The organism is Kitasatospora nipponensis (assembly GCF_039528135.1).
GTDB classification, from domain to species: domain Bacteria; phylum Actinomycetota; class Actinomycetes; order Streptomycetales; family Streptomycetaceae; genus Kitasatospora; species Kitasatospora nipponensis.
Window position 1 is genome coordinate 1 of sequence record NZ_BAAALF010000031.1, and the last position, 17,321, is coordinate 17,321.

General features: G+C 72.5%; 13 protein-coding genes, 2 tRNA genes and 1 pseudogene. 6 read left to right on the forward strand and 10 right to left on the reverse strand.

Annotated features, from left to right (window positions below):
* Positions 1 to 1,721: helix-turn-helix transcriptional regulator (locus ABD323_RS11770; protein WP_344441304.1), on the forward strand; the 1,721-nt coding region annotated here is incomplete at its 5' end.
* A 19-nt stretch (positions 1,722 to 1,740) separates the two neighbouring features.
* Here the strand turns inward: ABD323_RS11770 and ABD323_RS11775 are convergent.
* Positions 1,741 to 4,374 carry a valine--tRNA ligase gene (locus ABD323_RS11775; RefSeq protein ID WP_344441349.1) on the reverse strand — a complete coding sequence of 878 codons (2,634 nt, stop codon included), beginning with the start codon at positions 4,372 to 4,374 and terminating at the stop codon, positions 1,741 to 1,743.
* A gap of 167 nt (positions 4,375 to 4,541) precedes the next feature.
* Between ABD323_RS11775 and ABD323_RS11780 the strand changes: the two genes are divergently transcribed.
* Together ABD323_RS11780 and ABD323_RS11785 are read left to right on the forward strand one after the other, a co-directional pair.
* Positions 4,542 to 5,450 carry a hypothetical protein gene (locus ABD323_RS11780; protein WP_344441305.1) on the forward strand — a complete coding sequence of 303 codons (909 nt, stop codon included), beginning with the start codon at positions 4,542 to 4,544 and terminating at the stop codon, positions 5,448 to 5,450.
* A gap of 95 nt (positions 5,451 to 5,545) precedes the next feature.
* Positions 5,546 to 6,379: a hypothetical protein gene (locus ABD323_RS11785; protein ID WP_344441306.1), complete on the forward strand. Its 834-nt coding sequence runs from the start codon at positions 5,546 to 5,548 to the stop codon at positions 6,377 to 6,379.
* Positions 6,380 to 6,447: 68 nt separating this feature from the next.
* Here the strand turns inward: ABD323_RS11785 and clpX are convergent, their stop codons facing one another.
* From clpX to ABD323_RS11810, 5 genes are all read right to left on the reverse strand, one after another.
* Complete coding sequence (gene clpX / locus ABD323_RS11790) at positions 6,448 to 7,737, reverse strand: ATP-dependent Clp protease ATP-binding subunit ClpX (protein ID WP_344441307.1); 1,290 nt, start codon at positions 7,735 to 7,737, stop codon at positions 6,448 to 6,450.
* A gap of 250 nt (positions 7,738 to 7,987) precedes the next feature.
* The gene (locus ABD323_RS11795) at positions 7,988 to 8,644 is read right to left on the reverse strand and encodes an ATP-dependent Clp protease proteolytic subunit (protein WP_344441308.1); all 657 of its coding nucleotides are present in this window, start codon (positions 8,642 to 8,644) and stop codon (positions 7,988 to 7,990) included.
* 49 nt (positions 8,645 to 8,693) lie between these two features.
* Positions 8,694 to 9,311, reverse strand: a complete 618-nt coding sequence (locus tag ABD323_RS11800) for an ATP-dependent Clp protease proteolytic subunit (RefSeq protein WP_425555964.1) — start codon at positions 9,309 to 9,311, stop codon at positions 8,694 to 8,696.
* Positions 9,312 to 9,693: 382 nt separating this feature from the next.
* Positions 9,694 to 11,106 (reverse strand): trigger factor, encoded by a 1,413-nt coding sequence (gene tig, locus ABD323_RS11805; protein ID WP_344441309.1) that lies wholly within the window; start codon positions 11,104 to 11,106, stop codon positions 9,694 to 9,696.
* A gap of 268 nt (positions 11,107 to 11,374) precedes the next feature.
* Positions 11,375 to 11,451: transfer RNA gene (locus ABD323_RS11810), tRNA-Pro, on the reverse strand.
* Between the two features lie 139 nt (positions 11,452 to 11,590).
* On the opposite strand from ABD323_RS11810, the gene ABD323_RS11815 reads away from it, so the two are divergent.
* Together ABD323_RS11815 and ABD323_RS11820 are read left to right on the forward strand one after the other, a co-directional pair.
* Positions 11,591 to 11,661, forward strand: a tRNA-Gly gene (locus ABD323_RS11815).
* 154 nt (positions 11,662 to 11,815) lie between these two features.
* Positions 11,816 to 12,616: a DUF6348 family protein gene (locus tag ABD323_RS11820; protein WP_344441310.1), complete on the forward strand. Its 801-nt coding sequence runs from the start codon at positions 11,816 to 11,818 to the stop codon at positions 12,614 to 12,616.
* Positions 12,617 to 12,667: 51 nt separating this feature from the next.
* Here ABD323_RS11820 and ABD323_RS11825 read toward each other — a convergent pair whose 3' ends face one another.
* Together ABD323_RS11825 and ABD323_RS11830 are read right to left on the reverse strand one after the other, a co-directional pair.
* A complete protein-coding gene (locus tag ABD323_RS11825) occupies positions 12,668 to 12,862 on the reverse strand; it encodes a hypothetical protein (protein WP_344441311.1) in 195 nt (64 codons plus the stop codon).
* A gap of 393 nt (positions 12,863 to 13,255) precedes the next feature.
* Positions 13,256 to 14,488, reverse strand: a complete 1,233-nt coding sequence (locus ABD323_RS11830; protein ID WP_344441312.1) for a SpoIIE family protein phosphatase — start codon at positions 14,486 to 14,488, stop codon at positions 13,256 to 13,258.
* Between the two features lie 248 nt (positions 14,489 to 14,736).
* Here ABD323_RS11830 and ABD323_RS11835 point away from each other — a divergent pair.
* Positions 14,737 to 16,004: pseudogene (locus ABD323_RS11835) on the forward strand (GNAT family N-acetyltransferase).
* Between the two features lie 56 nt (positions 16,005 to 16,060).
* Here the strand turns inward: ABD323_RS11835 and ABD323_RS11840 are convergent.
* Positions 16,061 to 16,549: a ribose-5-phosphate isomerase gene (locus tag ABD323_RS11840; RefSeq protein WP_344441314.1), complete on the reverse strand. Its 489-nt coding sequence runs from the start codon at positions 16,547 to 16,549 to the stop codon at positions 16,061 to 16,063.
* A 62-nt stretch (positions 16,550 to 16,611) separates the two neighbouring features.
* The gene (locus tag ABD323_RS11845) at positions 16,612 to 17,217 is read right to left on the reverse strand and encodes a biotin transporter BioY (protein ID WP_344441316.1); all 606 of its coding nucleotides are present in this window, start codon (positions 17,215 to 17,217) and stop codon (positions 16,612 to 16,614) included.
* Between the last annotated feature and the right edge of the window lie 104 nt (positions 17,218 to 17,321).

The window sequence follows — 17,321 nt, forward strand, 5'->3', positions numbered from 1 at the left end:
GCGCCGAGACCGGCGGTGGGGCCGGTCGCCTCGGGGCGGGCGGGGTGCCGGCACTGCCGGGCCCGGGTGGCGGTGGCGCGGACCGGGGCGGCACGGACGGCGGTGGCGGCGCACCGGATCCGGGCTGGGCCGCCGACCGGAGCCGGGTGGTCGAGCAACTGGTCTACACGCTGATCGAGACCGGCCGCTTCGACCGCGCCCGCACGCTGGCCGAGGGCCTGCCGATGGCCGGCCCCGGCGCGCTCGGCCCGGCCCGCACCGCCGCCCTGCACACCCGGCTCGCCTGGGCCGCCGTCACCGCCCTGCGCTTCGAGGACGCCGCCGCCCAGGTCGGCTACGTGCGCCGGCTGCTGGGCCGGTTCGACTCGGCCGCGCACACCCCGGCAATCGACGTGGTCGAGGCCCACCTGGTGCTGGCCGCCAGCGGGCCCACCGGACTGGAACGCACCGCCGAGGCCGAGCAGTTGCTGCGCCGGGCCGCGGACACCGCCGAGCGCGCCCAGCTGCCCGAAATAGCCTGCCAGGCCTGGCAGATGCTCGCCCTGCTGGAGCGCCGGCACGGCTTCGACCGGGCCGACGCCTGCCTGGAGCGCGGCCTGGCGCTGGCCACCGAGCACCGGCTGACCACCTGGCAGGTCAGCACCCTGGTGCGGCTGGGCGCCAACGACTTCCTGCGCAGCGGCGCCTCGGCCCGTCTGGAACGCGCCCACCAGGCCGCGCTCGCGCTGGGCGCCCTGGTGCTGATGCACACCGCCGAGGCGTCGATGGCGATGCAGGCGGTGCTGCGCGGCGAGTACCCCACCGCCCGCGAGCTCACCGACCGCAGCGTGCAGGCCACCGCCCGGCTGCGCAACGTCGACAACCACCAGGCCGTCCTGCTGGCCCGGGCCGCGCTCGCCGCGCACCAGGGGCGGCGCCGGGAGATGGAGCAGGAGCTGGCCGAGTTCCGGCGCTGGGACGGTGACCGGTCGCTGCAGCTGCCGGTGGTCTTCGGCAACCGGGCGGTCTGCGCGCTGCTGGAGGAGGCCCGCGAGGAGGCCCTGGAGGAGCTCGACCAGGCGGTCGGCTGGGAGCAGCAGAACCCCACCGTCTTCTACCTCAACGGCCGCTACGGGCTGCGCCCGCTGCTGCGCGCGCTGGCCGGCCACGGCGACCTCGCCGAGCACGAGGGGGTGGCCGCCGACGACGCGGCCCAACTCCCCTGGAACCGGCAGTTCGAACGCCTGGGGTACGCCGTCCACCAGGGACGGGCCGGCCGGGTGGCCCAGGCGCTGGACGCGGTGGCGGCGGCCCAGGAGGCGGCCGGGCCCTTCCTGATGGCCCGCCACCTGGGGCTGCGGCTGGTCGCCGAGGCGGCGCTGGCGGACGGCTGGGGCGACCCGGTGAGCTGGCTGCGGACCGCCGAGGAGTACTTCCACGGCGCCGCCGTGCCCGCGGTGGCCAGCGCCTGCCGGGACCTGCTGCGGCGCGCCGGGGCGAGCGTGCCGCAGCGCCGCACCGGTTCCGCGGCGGTGCCCGCCGAACTGCGCCGCCAGGGGCTGACGGTCCGCGAGTACGAGGTCTTCCTGCTGCTGGTGGCCCGGCTGGGCAACCAGGAGATCGCCGAACGGCTCTTCATCTCCCCGCGCACGGTGGAGAAGCACGTGGCGAGCCTGCTGGCCAAGACCGGGCGGGCGCACCGCGCGGCGCTGTGCGACTACGCGGCCGAGTCGACCGCGTAGTCGCGAGCGCCGTGCGGGCTCAGCCCTGCGGGAGGGCGGCGAGCTGGGCGGTGATCCGGACGATGTCGGCCTCGGCGGCCTGCTGACGGGCCCGGATCTTGACCACCACGTCGTCCGGCGCCTTGGCCAGGAAGCCCTCGTTGCCGAGCTTGGCGGCGGTCTGCGTCTTCTCCTTCTCGGCCACCGCGAGGTCCTTCTGCAGCCGCTTGCGCTCGGCGCCCACGTCGATGGTCCCGGACAGGTCCAGGGCCACCACGGCGCCGGCCACCGGCAGCGAGGCGGTGGGCGCGAAGCCCTCCTCGGGCAGCGTCAGGCGCAGCAGCGAGCGGATCGCGTCCTCGTGCGCCGCCAGCACGGTGGCGCCCAGCTCCAGGCTCGCCGGGACCTTCTGGCCGGGCTTGAGGCCCTGGTCGTTGCGGAACCGGCGGACCTCGGTGACCACCTGCTGGAGGGTGGCGATCTCGGCCTCGGCCGCCGCGTCGCGGAAGCCGCTGTCGGCCGGCCAGGCGGCGATCACCACGGACTCGGCGCCGGTCAGCGCCGTCCACAGCGCCTCGGTGACGAACGGGACCACCGGGTGCAGCAGACGCAGCGTCACGTCCAGCACCTCGCCGAGCACCCGGCGCGCGGCGTCGGCCTGCGCGCCGCCCTTGGCCAGCGTGGTCTTGGAGAGCTCGACGTACCAGTCGAAGACCTCGTCCCAGGCGAAGTGGAAGAGCGCGTCGGCGACCTTGGCGAACTGGTAGTCGTCGTAGAGCGCGTCGACCTCGGCCACGGTCGCGTTCAGCCGCGACAGGATCCAGCGGTCGGCCGCGGTGAGCTCCTCGGGCGCGGGCACCGGGCCGTCGACGGTGGCGCCGTTCATCAGCGCGAACCGGGTGGCGTTCCAGATCTTGTTGCAGAAGTTGCGCGAGCCCTGCACCCAGTCCTCGCCGATCGGCACGTCGGCGCCCGGGTTGGCACCGCGGGCCAGCGTGAAGCGCACCGCGTCCGCGCCGTAGGCGTCCATCCAGTCCAGCGGGTTGACCGCGTTGCCGAAGGACTTGGACATCTTCTTGCCGAACTGGTCACGGACCATGCCGTGCAGGGCGATGGTGTGGAACGGCGGGGTGCCGTCCATCGCGTACAGGCCGAACATCATCATCCGGGCGACCCAGAAGAAGAGGATGTCGTAGCCGGTGACCAGCACGGACGTCGGGTAGAACTTCTCCAGCGCGGCGGTCTGCTGCGGCCAGCCGAGCGTGGAGAAGGGCCACAGGCCCGAGGAGAACCAGGTGTCGAGGACGTCGTTGTCCTGGTGCCAGCCCTCGCCGGTCGGCGCCTGGTCGTCGGGACCGACGCAGACGACCTCGCCGTTGGGGCCGTACCAGACCGGGATGCGGTGGCCCCACCAGAGCTGGCGCGAGATGCACCAGTCGTGCAGGTTGTCGACCCAGCCGAAGTAGCGCGGCTCCATCTCCTTGGGGTGGATCGCCACCCGGCCGTCGCGCACCGCGTCACCGGCCGCCTGGGCGAGCGGGGCGACCTTGACCCACCACTGCAGCGAGAGGCGGGGCTCGATGGTGGTCTTGCAGCGCGAGCAGTGACCCACCGAGTGGGTGTACGGGCGCTTCTCGGCGACGATCCGGCCCTCGGCGCGCAGCGCGCCGACGATGGCCGAGCGGGCCTCGAGGCGGTCCAGGCCCTGGAAGGGGCCGTGCGCGGTGATCACCGCGTGCTCGTCCAGGACGGTGATGCTCGGCAGGTCGTGCCGCTGGCCGATCTCGAAGTCGTTGGGGTCGTGCGCCGGCGTCACCTTGACGGCGCCGGTGCCGAACTCCGGGTCGACGTGCGCGTCGGCGACGATCGGGATCCGGCGGCCGGTCAGCGGCAGCTCGATCTCGGTGCCGACCAGGTGCGCGTACCGCTCGTCCTCGGGGTGGACGGCGACGGCGGTGTCACCGAGCATCGTCTCGGCGCGCGTGGTGGCGACCACGATGGAGTTCTCGCCCTCGCCGTAGCGGATCGAGACCAGCTCGCCGTCGTCGTCGGAGTACTCCACCTCGATGTCGGAGATCGCGGTCAGGCAGCGCGGGCACCAGTTGATGATGCGCTCGGCGCGGTAGATCAGGCCCTCGTCGAAGAGCTTCTTGAAGATGGTCTGGACGGCCTGCGAGAGGCCCTCGTCCATGGTGAACCGCTCGCGCGACCAGTCCACGCCGTCGCCCAGGCGGCGCATCTGGCCGGAGATCTGGCCCCCCGACTCGGCCTTCCACTGCCAGACCCGCTCGACGAACTCGGTGCGGCCCAGGTCGTGGCGGGACTTGCCCTCCTTGGCGAGCTCGCGCTCGACCACGTTCTGGGTGGCGATGCCGGCGTGGTCCATGCCGGGCTGCCAGAGCACCTCGTAACCCTGCATCCGCTTACGGCGCGTCAGCGAGTCGATCAGGGTGTGCTCGAAGGCGTGGCCCAGGTGCAGGCTGCCGGTCACGTTCGGCGGGGGGATGACGATGGTGTACGGCGGCTTGTCGCTCTTCTCGTCGGCCGAGAAGTAGCCGCGCTCCACCCAGCGCTCGTACAGCTCACCCTCTACCTCGCCCGGGACGTAGGCGGTGGGAAGGGCGGCCACGTTGTCCCCGGACGCTCGGTCGTCGGTGGGGCGCTGGTTCGTCATGTCGGTCACGACACACAGTTTACGGAACGCCGGGCCCCACTCCTGACGTCCGCGGCGTACGGTAGCGTGCCGGATGCTCGTACGCACGGTCGGACGGGCCCGCCGGTCAGGCCGGCACCGACAACGGTTCGACGGGCCGCGCGCACGCGGCGGGGGAGCGACAGCAGATGTACGGCCAGAACCAGCCGCAGTATCCGCCGCAGGACGGTCCGGGGCCCTACGGCCAGCCCCCGCAGGCCCCGGCGTACGGCGCCCCGCAGCCCCCACAGTACGGCTACCCGCAGCAGGCCCCGGCACCCCAGTACGGCGCACCGCAGTACGGCGCGCCCCAGCAGCAGGGCTACGGCCAGCAGCCGCAGCCGGCGTACGGCGCCCCGCAGCCCGCGTACGGCCAGCAGCCCTACCCGCAGCAGGGCTACCCCCAGCAGCCCGCGCCGCAGCAGCCGTACGGCGGCTTCCAGCCGGCCCCGCGCAAGGGCAAGGGCGGCCTGGTGGCCGGCCTGGTGATCGGCGCCCTGGTGCTGGGCGGCGGCGGCTTCGCGGCCTGGAAGCTCATGGGCGGCGCCGCGGCCGGCAGCTACAAGTTGGCCGCCCCGCAGAGCCTGCCCGGCGGCTACACCCAGAAGAGCGTGAAGACCGCGCCGGTGGACGCCTCGAAGGCGAAGGACGCCGGCACCGACATCACCGCGCTGGCCGCCAGCTACGCGAACGGCACGGACGTGGGCGACACCCTGTCGGTCGGCGGCCACTACGGCAGTCTCAACAACCCCGGCAAGGCGATCGACGACTACGCCGCGCAGGTGACCGCCTCCGGCGCCTCCTGGACCACCCCGCTGACCGCCTACTCCGGCGGCAGCAACAAGGACGGCGCGACCCTCAAGTGCGGCGTCATGGGGATCAAGCTGGCGGGCATCCCGGACACCGCCGGCACGACCGTCTGCGTCTGGTCCAGCTCCTCGACCTTCGCCTCGGTCAGCTTCAGCAAGCTCAGCGGGACCAAGACGGTCGCCGTCCCGCCCGCCGAGGCCGCCAAGCAGGCCGAGGCGATCCACGACGCCATGGTGGTGGCGAAGTAGCCGGTGCTCCGGCCCCCGGCGGCGGTGGGCAGCAGCACCGCAGTTGTCGCGACGCGGTCGTCGTCGCGCGGTAGCAGTTCCGGAAAGGAACACCGATGTCCGAGCAGAACCCCTACAGCACCCCTCAGCAACCCATACCCTCCCCGGACCACGGCCAGGTCCCGCCGCAGAACGCCTTCGGCGCGCCGGGCGAGGTCCCGCCGCAGGAGGCGTTCGCCGCGCCGGGCCAGGTCCCGCCGCCCGGCTACGGCTACCCCGGCCAGCCGGCGCAGCCCGGCCAGCCCTGGCCCGGCGCCGCGTACGGCTACCCCGGCCCGCCGCCGAAGAAGTCCCGCAAGGGCCTGTGGATCACGCTCGGCTGCGTGGTCGGCGCCATCGTGATCGCCGGCGGCGTGCTGACGTACTACGTCGCCGACGTCGCCTCCAAGACCGGCACCCACAAGGTCGTCCTGCCGCAGACCTTCGAGCAGATGACGATGGACACCGACAACTCGGTCGCCAAGCAGCTGCAGGACGGCATGGAGCAGAGCTTCTCCAGCGGCGCCCACCCGTGGAAGGCCACCCCGGTCAGCGCGGTCTACCTGAACGACGACTCGGGCCGGATCGCCGTGGTCTTCGGCGCCTACGGTGACGTGGTGCTGCCCTCGACGCAGCTGAACGCGTTCTGGGACAGCTTCGAGAGCAGCGCCAAGTCGCAGGGCTCCACCTTCGAGGGCCGCGCGAGCTTCCCGGCCGGCCCGCTCGGCGGCTCGATGAGCTGCGAGCGGATGCACGCCAGCAGCGGCGAGGTCGACACCATCTGCGCCTGGGCGGACGGCAGTTCGCTGGTCGCCGTGATGGAGACCAACAAGAACGGCGGCGACGGCGACCTGTCCAAGGCCGCCTCCGACGCACTGGACATGCGCGCCGCCGCCGAGCTCCCCAAGTAGTCGACCCGACGGCAACGCGCAGGGGCCCCGCACCAGTTCCCGGTGCGGGGCCCCTGCGCGTGGCTCGGTCAGGCGCTCTTGTCGCGCCGCTCGCGCTTGATCATGTCGCGCGGCACCAGGGTCGGGATCGCGTGCTTGGAGACCACGTCACCGGTGACCACCACGCGGGCGACGTCCTGACGCGAGGGGACCTCGTACATCACCGACATCAGCACCTCCTCCATGATGGCCCGCAGTCCACGCGCGCCGGTGCCCCGCAGGATCGCCTGGTCGGCGATGGCCTCCAGCGCGTCCCGGCTGAACTCCAGCTCGACGCCGTCCAGTTCGAAGAGCTTGCGGTACTGCTTGACCAGCGCGTTCTTCGGCTCGGTGAGGATCTGCAGGAGCGCCTCACGGTCCAGGTTGTGCACGCTGGTGATCACCGGCAGCCGGCCGATGAACTCGGGGATCATCCCGAACTTGACCAGGTCCTCCGGCATCACCTGGCGGAAGTGGTCGCTGGCGTCCATCTCGCGCTTGGAGCGGATGGTCGCGCCGAAGCCGATGCCCTTGGCGCCCGAGCGCCCCTCGATGATCCGCTCCAGGCCGGAGAAGGCACCGCCCACGATGAACAGCACGTTCGTGGTGTCGATCTGGATGAACTCCTGGTGCGGGTGCTTGCGGCCGCCCTGCGGGGGGACCGAGGCGGTGGTGCCCTCCAGGATCTTCAGCAGGGCCTGCTGCACACCCTCGCCGGAGACGTCGCGGGTGATCGACGGGTTCTCGCTCTTGCGGGCGACCTTGTCGATCTCGTCGATGTAGATGATCCCCGTCTCGGCCTTCTTGACGTCGTAGTCGGCCGCCTGGATCAGCTTGAGCAGGATGTTCTCGACGTCCTCGCCGACGTAGCCGGCCTCGGTCAGCGCGGTGGCGTCCGCGATCGCGAAGGGGACGTTGAGCATCCGGGCCAGGGTCTGTGCGAGGAGCGTCTTGCCGGAGCCGGTCGGCCCGAGCAGCAGGATGTTGGACTTGGCCAGCTCGATGGCGTCCTCGCGGCCGTTGCCGCCGCTGCGCCCGGCCTCGCCGGCCTGAACCCGCTTGTAGTGGTTGTAGACGGCGACCGAGAGCGCCTTCTTGGCGGCGTCCTGGCCCACCACGTACTGGTCCAGGAACTCGTAGATCTCGCGCGGCTTCGGGAGCTCCTCGAAACGCACCTCGGAGGTCTCGGCGAGCTCCTCCTCGATGATCTCGTTGCAGAGGTCGATGCACTCGTCACAGATGTACACGCCTGGGCCGGCGATCAGCTTCTTCACCTGCTTCTGCGACTTGCCGCAGAACGAGCACTTGAGCAGGTCGCCACCGTCTCCGATGCGTGCCACGAGGTGCTTCCCCTTCGCCAGGGGCCCCGCGGGGGTCCGGGGCCTGGTGCTGTGGACCGCGGCCGCCACAGACGGCGGTCAGGTCCCGGTATCCGACGGTACTCTGCCAACCGGCAGATTCAGCCGACTTCGACAGCTCTGCCCTACGCCCTGGGCGAATTGATACCGAACAGAGGCCGTCGGTGGTTGGGCCGGAGCCCTCGGGCGGGGCGCACCCAACGGTACGCCCCGCCCGGATCGCAAGCGGACCTCAGTCGTTCAGCGAGGCCTTGCGCGAGGAGATGATCTGGTCGATCAGACCGTACTCCAGCGCCTCCTCGGCGGTGAGGATCTTGTCGCGCTCGATGTCGTCGCGGACCTGCTCGACCGGCTTCTTCGAGTGCTTGGAGAGCATCTCCTCGAGCTGCTCGCGCATCCGGAAGATCTCCTTGGCCTGGATCTCCAGGTCGGAGACCTGACCGCGGCCGGTCTCGGTGTAGGGCTGGTGGATCAGGATCCGGGCGTTCGGCAGCGCCATCCGCTTGCCGGGGGTGCCCGCGGCCAGCAGCACGGCGGCGGCCGAGGCGGCCTGGCCCATGCAGACCGTCTGGATGTCGGGCTTCACGAACTGCATGGTGTCGTAGATCGCGGTGAGCGCGGTGAACGAGCCACCGGGCGAGTTGATGTACATCTGGATCTCGCGGTCCGGGTCCATCGACTCGAGGCACAGCAGCTGCGCCATGATGTCGTTCGCCGAGACGTCGTCCACCTGGGAGCCCAGGAAGATGATCCGCTCCTCGAAGAGCTTGGCGTACGGGTCGTACTCGCGGATGCCCTGCGAGGTGCGCTCGACGAAGCGCGGGACGATGTAGCGGCCCTCGGCACGAGCGCCCTCGTACTCGCCGCGGGGGGTGGTGGAAAAGTTCATTGCGGTCTGTCCTCCGAAAGCGTGTGGCTGGGATGCGGGGTGCGGGCGCTCAGGCGCCGGTGCCGCCGCCGCCGGGGACGTCCGCGGCGCTGTGCATGATCGCGTCGATCAGGCCGTAGTCCTTGGCCTGCTCGGCGGTGAACCAGCGGTCCCGGTCGGAGTCCTTGGTGATCTGCTCGAAGGTCTGGCCGCTGTGGCTGGCGATCAGCTCGGACATCCGCTGCTTGGTGCGCAGCAGCTGCTCGGCCTGGATCCGGATGTCGGTGGCCGAGCCGCCGAGGCCGGCCGAGGGCTGGTGCATCAGGATGTTGGCGTTCGGCAGCGAGAACCGCTTGCCCGGGGTCCCGGCGGTGAGCAGGAACTGGCCCATCGAGGCCGCCATGCCCATCGCGATGGTGACCACGTCGTTCTTGATGTACTGCATGGTGTCGTAGATCGCCATGCCGGCCGTGATCGAGCCGCCCGGGGAGTTGATGTAGAGGTAGATGTCCTTGTCGGGCTCCGCGGCGAGCAGCAGCAGCTGTGCGGTGATCTTGTTGGCGATGTCGTCGTCGACCTGCTGGCCGAGGAAGATGATGCGCTCGTTGAGCAGCCGGTTGTAGACCTGGTCGCCCAGTCCCCCGAGCACGTCACCACCGGCGGCGCGCGGCGTCATCAGGCCAGGCATCTGCATCTGCGGGAACGTCACTTAGCCACCTGCTCAGTCGATTCGGACGGTCCGTCTTGTTCGACCGTCACTACGTCACATACGGGGCTCGGGCGGGCTTCCCGGGCTCGGCCCGCGTCGGGCCGCCCTGCCCGCGCTGTTGAAAGCTTGCTTTCGTTGACCCTAACGCGCAGGCCGGGCCCGACCATCCCCCACGCAGAACTGTTCGCTGTGAGCGCAGGGTGGCGCACGGTGCACCTGCACAGACGGGCGGGCCCGGGCGCCGCACTGGCGCCCGGGCCGCGGGGACCAGGACGGCGGGCAGCGCCGACACCGCCCCCCCCGGGCCCGCCCGGGATGCTGTTCCGACAGTCGCTCGGACCGCCGGGGTCGACCCGACCGGTCAGGCCTCGGTGGTCTCCGCGGCCTCGTCGGCGGCGGTCTCCTCGGCGGCGGCCTCGGCCGCGACCGTCTCGCCCGACTCGTCGGTCTCGTCCTCGTCGAAGTCGATGACCTCGCCGTTGGTGTCCTTGACCGTGGCGGCCTCGACGACGGCGGCCAGCGCCTTGCCGCGGGCCACCTCGCCGACCAGCAGCGGCACCTGGTTGCCCTGGACGATCTGCTGGGCGAACTGGTCCGGCGTCATGCCCGAGCCGGCGGCGCGGCGGATCAGGTGGTCGGTCAGCTCCTGCTGGTCGACGCCGATCTCCTCCTTGCCGACGATCTCGTCGAGCACGAACTGGGTCTTGATGCCCTTCTTGGCCTGCTCCTCGGTCTCCTTCTCGAAGTCCTCGACGGACTTGTCCTGGGAGGCGAGGTAGGTCTCGAGGGTCAGGCCGGCCGGCTCGAGCTGGTGGTGCTCGAGGTTGTGGCGACGGGTCTCGATCTCGTCCTTCAGCAGCTTCGCCGGGTACTCGATCTCGATCTTCGCCAGCAGGGCGTCCAGCACGCGCTCCTGGGCCTGGGTGGCCTGGTCGAACTCCTTCATGCGCTCGAGGCGCTTGCGGGAGTCGGCGCGCAGCTCGTCCAGGGTGTCGAACTCGCTGGCCAGCTGGGCGAACTCGTCGTCCAGCGCGGGCAGCTCCTTCTCCTGGACGGCGGTGACCGTGACGGTCACCTCGGAGCTCTTGCCGGCCTGGGTGCCGCCCTTGAGCTCGGTCTCGAAGGTCTTCGACTCGCCGGCCGACAGGCCGGTGACGGCCTCGTCGATGCCGTCGAGGAGGCGGCCGGAGCCGATCTCGTAGCTCACGCCGGACGCGGTGCCGTCCTCGGGGACCTCACCGTCGACCTTGGCCTCGAGGTCCACCACGACGATGTCGCCGGCGGCCGCGGCGCGCTCGACGTCCTTGACCGAGGAGAAGCGCTCGCGCAGCTGCTCCAGGGACTTGTCGATGTCGGCGTCCTCGACCACGATCGGGTCGACCTCGACCTCGATCTCGGCGAAGTCGGGCAGGGTGATCTCCGGGCGGATGTCGACCTCGGCGGTGAACTTGAGGTCACCACCGTCGGCGATCTTCTCGACACCCTCGATGTCGGTGATGTCGGGCTGGCCGAGGACCTCGATCTTGCCCTCGTCGACCGCCTGCGTGTAGAAGCGCGGCAGGGCGTCGTTCACGGCCTCTTCGAGCACCGCGGCACGGCCGAAGCGCTGGTCGATGACCTTGCTCGGGATCTTGCCCTTGCGGAAGCCCGGAACCGTGACCTGCTGGTTGATCTTCTTGTACGCCGCGTCGAGGCTGGGCTTGAGCTCCTCGAAGGGCACCTCGACGGTGAGTCGAACCCGGGTCGGGTTCAGAGTCTCGACGGCGCTCTTCACGGTTTGGTCTCCTATGGGGCTTGCGGTCGGCTTGTCTGACACCGGTCCACGTCCCTCGCGGGCCGCGGGCCGGGCAGACGGGTGATGAGCCACCTGATGCGGCATCTCCCGTAGTGGGGTGGACGGCGAGCGGCCCGTCCTCGACGGTGCGAGGCCGGGCGGGGGCTCTGTCACCCGGGCGATCGTCCTGTGTGTCGGCCTGTGTGCATGACACCGGGACCACCGCCAGCGGCCCATCCTACCGGTACCACGAAAGCCCTGATGGATATGGTCGGGGTGACCGGATTCGAACCGACGGCCTTCCGCTCCCAAAGCGGACGCGCTACCAAGCTGCGCCACACCCCGCACTTCGCGAGAGGAAGCGTACACGCCGCCCATCCCCGGCTCGCCGAAATTCGCCGGGACCCAAGCCATGTGCGAGGCGGGCACCCGACCAGGTACGCTGGTCCCCGTCCGCCCGGCCCGTGCCGGTCGGATCGCTGTTGCGGGCGTAGCTCAATGGTAGAGCCCTAGTCTTCCAAACTAGTCACGCGAGTTCGATTCTCGTCGCCCGCTCCGACGTCGTACGGCCCCGGCTCCCCGAGCCGGGGCCGTACGCGTGTCCGGCCCCGTGCCCGCCGACTGGCCCGGCGCCCGATCACCCCGATAACCTCGACAAACGTTCGAGGAGCGGTCGAGAAGCGGTCGAGCGAAGAGGGGAGGGGTCAGCGTGCGTTCGGAGCAGCGACTGGCGGTCATCCAGCGCGGCGTGGTCCGGGAAATGGCGCGTTACGGTCGGGAGTTCACCGTCGACGGCGCCGTCGTGCGCGGCCCCGGCAGCACCGCGGTGGCGGTCCGCGAGCACCCCGGCGAGGACGGCTCGGCCGGCCACGTGGACCTGGGCTTCGTGCTCGGGCTCGGCAGCGGCGACGCCCCGGTGCTCTGGGACTGCGCGGCGGGCCTGGGCACCACCGAGCAGGAGAAGCTCGACAGCGCGGTCCGGATGTGGGCCGACACCACCGCCGCGACCGTCTTCGAACTCCTCGAGCACCAGGGCCGCTACGGCGACCACCGCAGACCCGCGGGCCTGCCCGGCTGGCACGCGGTGCAGGGACCGGCCACCGTCTTCGGGCACGGCAGCGCGGAGCTCTCCGGCTGGTTGGCCCGCAACGAACTGCTGCCGGCGCTCTGCTCGGCACTGGCGACGGAGCTGGGCGATCCCCGCTTCAACGCCGTCAAGCTCTTCCTCGGCGGCCGGGCGGGCGACGAGGTGGCCGAGGTTCGGGTGAACGGCACGGTGGCGCCGGCCGCCTCCCGGGCGCTGGGCGCACTGGACTGGCCGCGCGGCGAACGGTTCTGCTGGGCGCGGCTGTTCGTGCTGCTGGCGGCCGACGGGAGCAGCCTGGAGGCCGCCAGGGCCGCGGAGCGCACACGGCCCGCGCCGGTGCCGGTGAGCACCACGGCGACCGCCTCGCCACTGCGGCGCGGAGCGCTCAGCCGGTGGTGGCAGGCCCGTCGGGCCGGTCACTGAGGCCGGCGGCGGCACGGGACGCGGGACGACGCCCCGACCGCTGCCCGGGCGTCAGTTGGTCAGGTTGGCCAGGGTCTTGGCCAACTGGGCGAGGAAGTCCTGGATCGGCTTGGCCGCGGTCGACTGGTTGAGCATGAAGCCGAAGAGCCCGGCCAGGATCGCGTGCGGGACCTTGATCTGCTTGTTGCGGATGAAGATGATCAGAATGATGCCGAACAGGACCAGCGCGGAGACGGAGAGTGCCACCCGGATTCACTTCCTCAAGTCATGGCGAAGCGGACCACGGCCTGCCCGACGGTCCCGAGGCGCAACCCGCCGACCACAGCGCAGCCGAGGAATCGTACGAACCGGCTTGCGAGAGCCTGCCGGTGTCGCACGCGACGTCCCCGTTCCCCCGAGTTCAGGCCAGTCCCGCCCCGACTCAGTGTGGTCGACCGTGCCGACTGCGTAAAGGACTTGCCGCTGACCCGTGCCGAACATCCTGCGATGTGAGACGAGTTTTCGCCGACCGAGACGATATCCCACCGGAGCTGACGGACCGTCGACGGGTTCGGCCCAGCGGGCCGTTCGTACACCGATCAGCAGTTGTCCGGGGCCGGTCGAAATGGCCGAAGATCGCCATCTCGCCTTGACAGGCGGCTACTCGCGCCAGAGCAGCAGGACCGCGCGGTCGTCGTTGATGTCCTTGGCCACCGTCTCGATCAGCCGCACCGCCGCTCCCCCGGTGCTGCTGCCGAGCTGGGCGCCGGCCACCAGCCGGTCGGCCTCGCCCATCAGCCGGTCCATCCCCTCCGAGAGGTCCCGGCCGGGCGCCTCGACCATGCCGTCGGTGCAGAGCAGCAGCACGTCCCCGCGGCCCAACCGGCCGCGCACGCCCTCGAACTTGGCGCCGTCGTAGAGTCCGAGCAGCGGCCCCTCGGTGGCCTCCTTGACCTCCCAGCGGCCCGCGCCGGCCAGCCGCTGCATGCCGGGCAGGTGACCGGCCGACAGCAGCTCGTACTCGCCGGTGTCCAGGTCGAGCGCGAGGTGCACGGCGCTGGCGAAGCCCTCGTCCCAGTCCTGGCGCAGCAGGTAGCCGTTGGCCGCGGGCAGGAACTCGTGCGGGGAGAGCGAGCCGAGCAGGCCACCGAAGGCCCCGGAGAGCAGCAGCGCCCGCGAGCCGGCGTCCATCCCCTTGCCCGAGACGTCGGCCAGCACGACTTCCAGCATCCGCCGGCCGGGACCGGTGCGGGCGGCCACCACGAAGTCGCCCGAGAACGACTGGCCGCCGGCCGGGCGCAGCGCCATGTCCGCGTGCCAGCCCTCGGGCAGCCGCGGCACCCGGCTCTGCACCTTGAGCCGCTCGCGCAGGTCGAAGAGCATCGAGCCGCCGCCGCGCCAGGGCACCCCGACCCGGCTGCGGAACTGGGCCAGCAGCAGCCCCGCCACGCCCACCGCGCCGACCACCAGGGCGGCGCCCGGGGTGACCCCGAAGACGTACTCCTCCGGGCGGGCGCTGGCCACCCGCTCGCCGGTGTGGATCACCGACTCGGTGGACAGGCCCAGCGCGGCGGTGGCGTAGAGCAGGACCAGCGAGACCGGGCGCAGCAGCAGCGAGCCCGCCAGGATCGGCAGGACCAGCGCGGTGGGCGGCACCCAGGCCGGGATCCACACGTTGAGCGCCACCAGCACGGGCACCAGCAGGAGCAGCACCGCGAAGGCGAGCCAGTCGGCGGCGTCCCCGCGGAAGTAGTCCACCCCGGTCCGGCGCAGCGTTCGGCGAGCCCGGTAGAGGCGCTTGCGCAACCGGGTCGTCAGGGGGTCCGCTGCCGCGCCGGCGGCGGTTCCCCTCGCAGTCGTCTGGGGCGGTGTGCCCGGCGTGCTGCCAGCCATGGGGCTTGACCCTATCCACCGGGAGCGGCCCGCGTCGACGGGCGTTCACCGACGCTCTGTGCGGTCGGCCGGTTTCGGCCGGGCGCCGGGCCCCTCCCGGGAGCGCTCGGAACGGTCGGTGAAGCGGGTCGCAGCGCATGCCGGGGGCGCACGCGGGGGGATCGGGCCGTGCGCCGGGGCGCACGGGCAGGGGCCGCGACCGGGCGCCACGATCGGCGCGCGGGCGGCGCGGGTGGTAGCTGTGGCGTATGACACAGAAGCGCCGCACCCCCGAGGCCCTCGCGCTGCGCGAGCTGGACGGCTCGCGGTGGGACGACTGGTACCGGACGCTGGAGGTCGCCTTCGGCGGCCAGGCCGGCTCGCCGGAGCGCCGGGAGCTGTGGCGGGCCCTGACCGAGGTGGACCGCTCGCTGGCGGTCTGGGACGGCACCGACCTGGTCGGCGCGGCCGGCGCCTTCTCGTTCGCGATGGCGGTGCCGGGCGGTGCGGTGCTGCCCACCGCCGGGGTGACCATGGTCGGGGTGCTGCCCACCCACCGGCGGCGGGGCGTGCTCACCGCCCTGATGCGCCACCAGCTGGACGAGATCCACGAACGCGGCGAGTCGCTCGCCGCGCTGACCGCCTCCGAGCCGGCCATCTACGGGCGCTACGGCTACGGGCTGGCCAGCTGGCGCCTGGCCGTGCGGATCGCCCGGGCCCGGGTGACGGTGGCCGCCCCGGCGCCGCAGGCCGCGCCGGCGGTGCGGCTGCGGCTGGCCGACCCGGCGGCGAGCCTGGCCGCCTGCGAGGAGCTGTACGCCGCCCGGGTGCCGCTGCGCCCCGGCATGCTGGCCCGGCGGCCGGGCTGGGAGCGGGCGGCACTGCTGGACCCGCCCGAGGAGCGCGAGGGCCACTCCGCGCTGCAGTGCGTGCTGGCCGAGGACCGGGCCGGCGGCGGGCTGCTGGGGTACGCGCGCTACGCGGTGCGGGTCGAGTGGCAGCACGCGGGGGCGGCGGGGGCGGTCAGGGTGCGGGAGGTGACGGCCGCCGACCCGCGGGCGCACGCGGCGCTCTGGGCCTTCCTGCTCGACCTGGACCTCACCGACACCGTGCGGGCCGAGAACCTGCCGGTGGACGACCCGCTGCTGCACCTGGTCTCCGACCCGCGCCGGCTGCGCCCGCACCTGCACGACGCGCTCTTCGTGCGGCTGGTGGAGGTCGGCGACGCGCTCAGCTCGCGCCGGTACGCGGCGCCGCTGGACGTGGTGCTGGAGGTGACGGACGCGTTCTGCCCGTGGAACGCCGGGCGCTGGCACCTGCGCAGCGCCGGCCGGGAGCTCGGCGCGCTGTGCGAGCCCACCGAGGCGCCGGCCGACCTCGCGCTCGACGTGCGGGAGCTGGGCTCGGCCTACCTGGGCGGGCGCTGGCGGCGCTGGCCGGGGCCGGGCTGGTGCGGGAGCTGCGCCCGGGGGCGCTGGCCGAGGCCTCGGCGGCCTTCGGCTGGGGCCTCGCGCCCTGGCTGCCGCACGGCTTCTGAGCCGCGGCCGGCAGGGCGCCGAGCCGGTGGACCGGCCGGGGGCCGGACCGGGAGGGTCAGGCCTGCTGCGGGTGGTGGGCCGGGATCGGCGGGAGCTCGCCGGTGGCCTCGTAGGCGCTGAGCATCTCGATCCGGCGGGTGTGCCGCGGCTCGCCGCTGTACGGGGTGGCGAGGAAGATCTCCACGAACTTCGTGGCCTCCTCCTCGGTGTGCAGCCGGCCGCCGATGCTGATCACGTTGGCGTTGTTGTGCTCGCGGCCCAGCGCGGCGGTCTGCTCGCTCCACGCCAGCGCGGCCCGCACGCCCTTGACCTTGTTGGCGGCGATCTGCTCGCCGTTGCCCGAGCCGCCGATCACGATGCCGAGCGCCTCGGCGTCGGCGGCGGTGCGCTCGGCGGCGCGCAGGCAGAACGGCGGGTAGTCGTCCTCGGCGTCGTAGATGTGCGGCCCACAGTCGACCGGCTCGTGGCCGGCCTCCTTCAGCCACTCGACGAGGTGGTTCTTCAGTTCGTATCCGGCATGGTCGGAGCCCAGGTAGACGCGCATGGACAGAAGTGTGGCACGCGTCTCCACCTGCGTCGTTGCAGGGCCCACGGGGCCGCGCCGGGTCACGGCCGGCGGGGCTCGCCGAGCAGCTTCCAGGCCAGCGGCAGGGCGCCGATCGCCAGCAGTGCCTTGAGGGCGTCGCCGAGCAGGTAGGGGTAGAGGCCCAGTTCGGCGGCGCGGGCCGGCGGGACGTGCAGCGCCAGGGCCAGGTAGGGCACGCCGACCGCGTAGATCGCCAGGTTGCCCACCACCATCGCCACCGCCGTGCGCAGCGGGCTGCGGTCGGCGCCGGCGCGGGCCAGGCGGCCGGTCAGCGCGGCGGCCAGCACCAGGCCGATCAGGTAGCCGAGGGTGGGCATCGCCCAGCCCGAGGCGCCGTCGGCGAACCAGGGCAGCCCGGCGGCGCCGGCGAGCAGGTACAGGCCGAGCGCGCCGGCCCCGCGGCGGGCGCCGAGCGCGGTGCCGACCAGCAGCGCGGCGAAGGTCTGGCCGGTGACCGGGACCGGCGAGCCGGGCACCGGGAGGGACAGCTGCGCGGCCAGCCCGGTCAGCGCGGCGTCGCCGGCCAGCAGCGCCAGCTCGCGGGCGACGGCGCCGGCCCGGCTGCCGGCGGCGGGCAGCAGGTCGGCCAGGACGGGGCGGGGCGCGGTCGGCGCGGCGAAGGCCATGGGGGCTCTCCAGAGTCGTCGGGACGTCGGTGGAACGTCGCCGGAACGGGAAGATCACGGACGTTCGTGAACCTACGCTTCCCGGCCACGGGTTTCGACGAGGT

What these genes read in the sequence shown, in the direction of transcription:
- ABD323_RS11780 (WP_344441305.1), top strand. Translation starts at nt 4,542, where the DNA reads ATGTACGGCCAGAACCAGCCGCAGTATCCGCCGCAGGACGGTCCGGGG.
- ABD323_RS11785 (WP_344441306.1), top strand. Translation starts at nt 5,546, where the DNA reads ATGTCCGAGCAGAACCCCTACAGCACCCCTCAGCAACCCATACCCTCC.
- ABD323_RS11775 (WP_344441349.1), bottom strand. Translation starts at nt 4,374, where the DNA reads ATGACGAACCAGCGCCCCACCGACGACCGAGCGTCCGGGGACAACGTG.
- ABD323_RS11830 (WP_344441312.1), bottom strand. Translation starts at nt 14,488, where the DNA reads ATGGCTGGCAGCACGCCGGGCACACCGCCCCAGACGACTGCGAGGGGA.
- ABD323_RS11795 (WP_344441308.1), bottom strand. Translation starts at nt 8,644, where the DNA reads ATGAACTTTTCCACCACCCCCCGCGGCGAGTACGAGGGCGCTCGTGCC.
- ABD323_RS11845 (WP_344441316.1), bottom strand. Translation starts at nt 17,217, where the DNA reads ATGGCCTTCGCCGCGCCGACCGCGCCCCGCCCCGTCCTGGCCGACCTG.
- ABD323_RS11800 (WP_425555964.1), bottom strand. Translation starts at nt 9,311, where the DNA reads ATGCCTGGCCTGATGACGCCGCGCGCCGCCGGTGGTGACGTGCTCGGG.
- ABD323_RS11840 (WP_344441314.1), bottom strand. Translation starts at nt 16,549, where the DNA reads ATGCGCGTCTACCTGGGCTCCGACCATGCCGGATACGAACTGAAGAAC.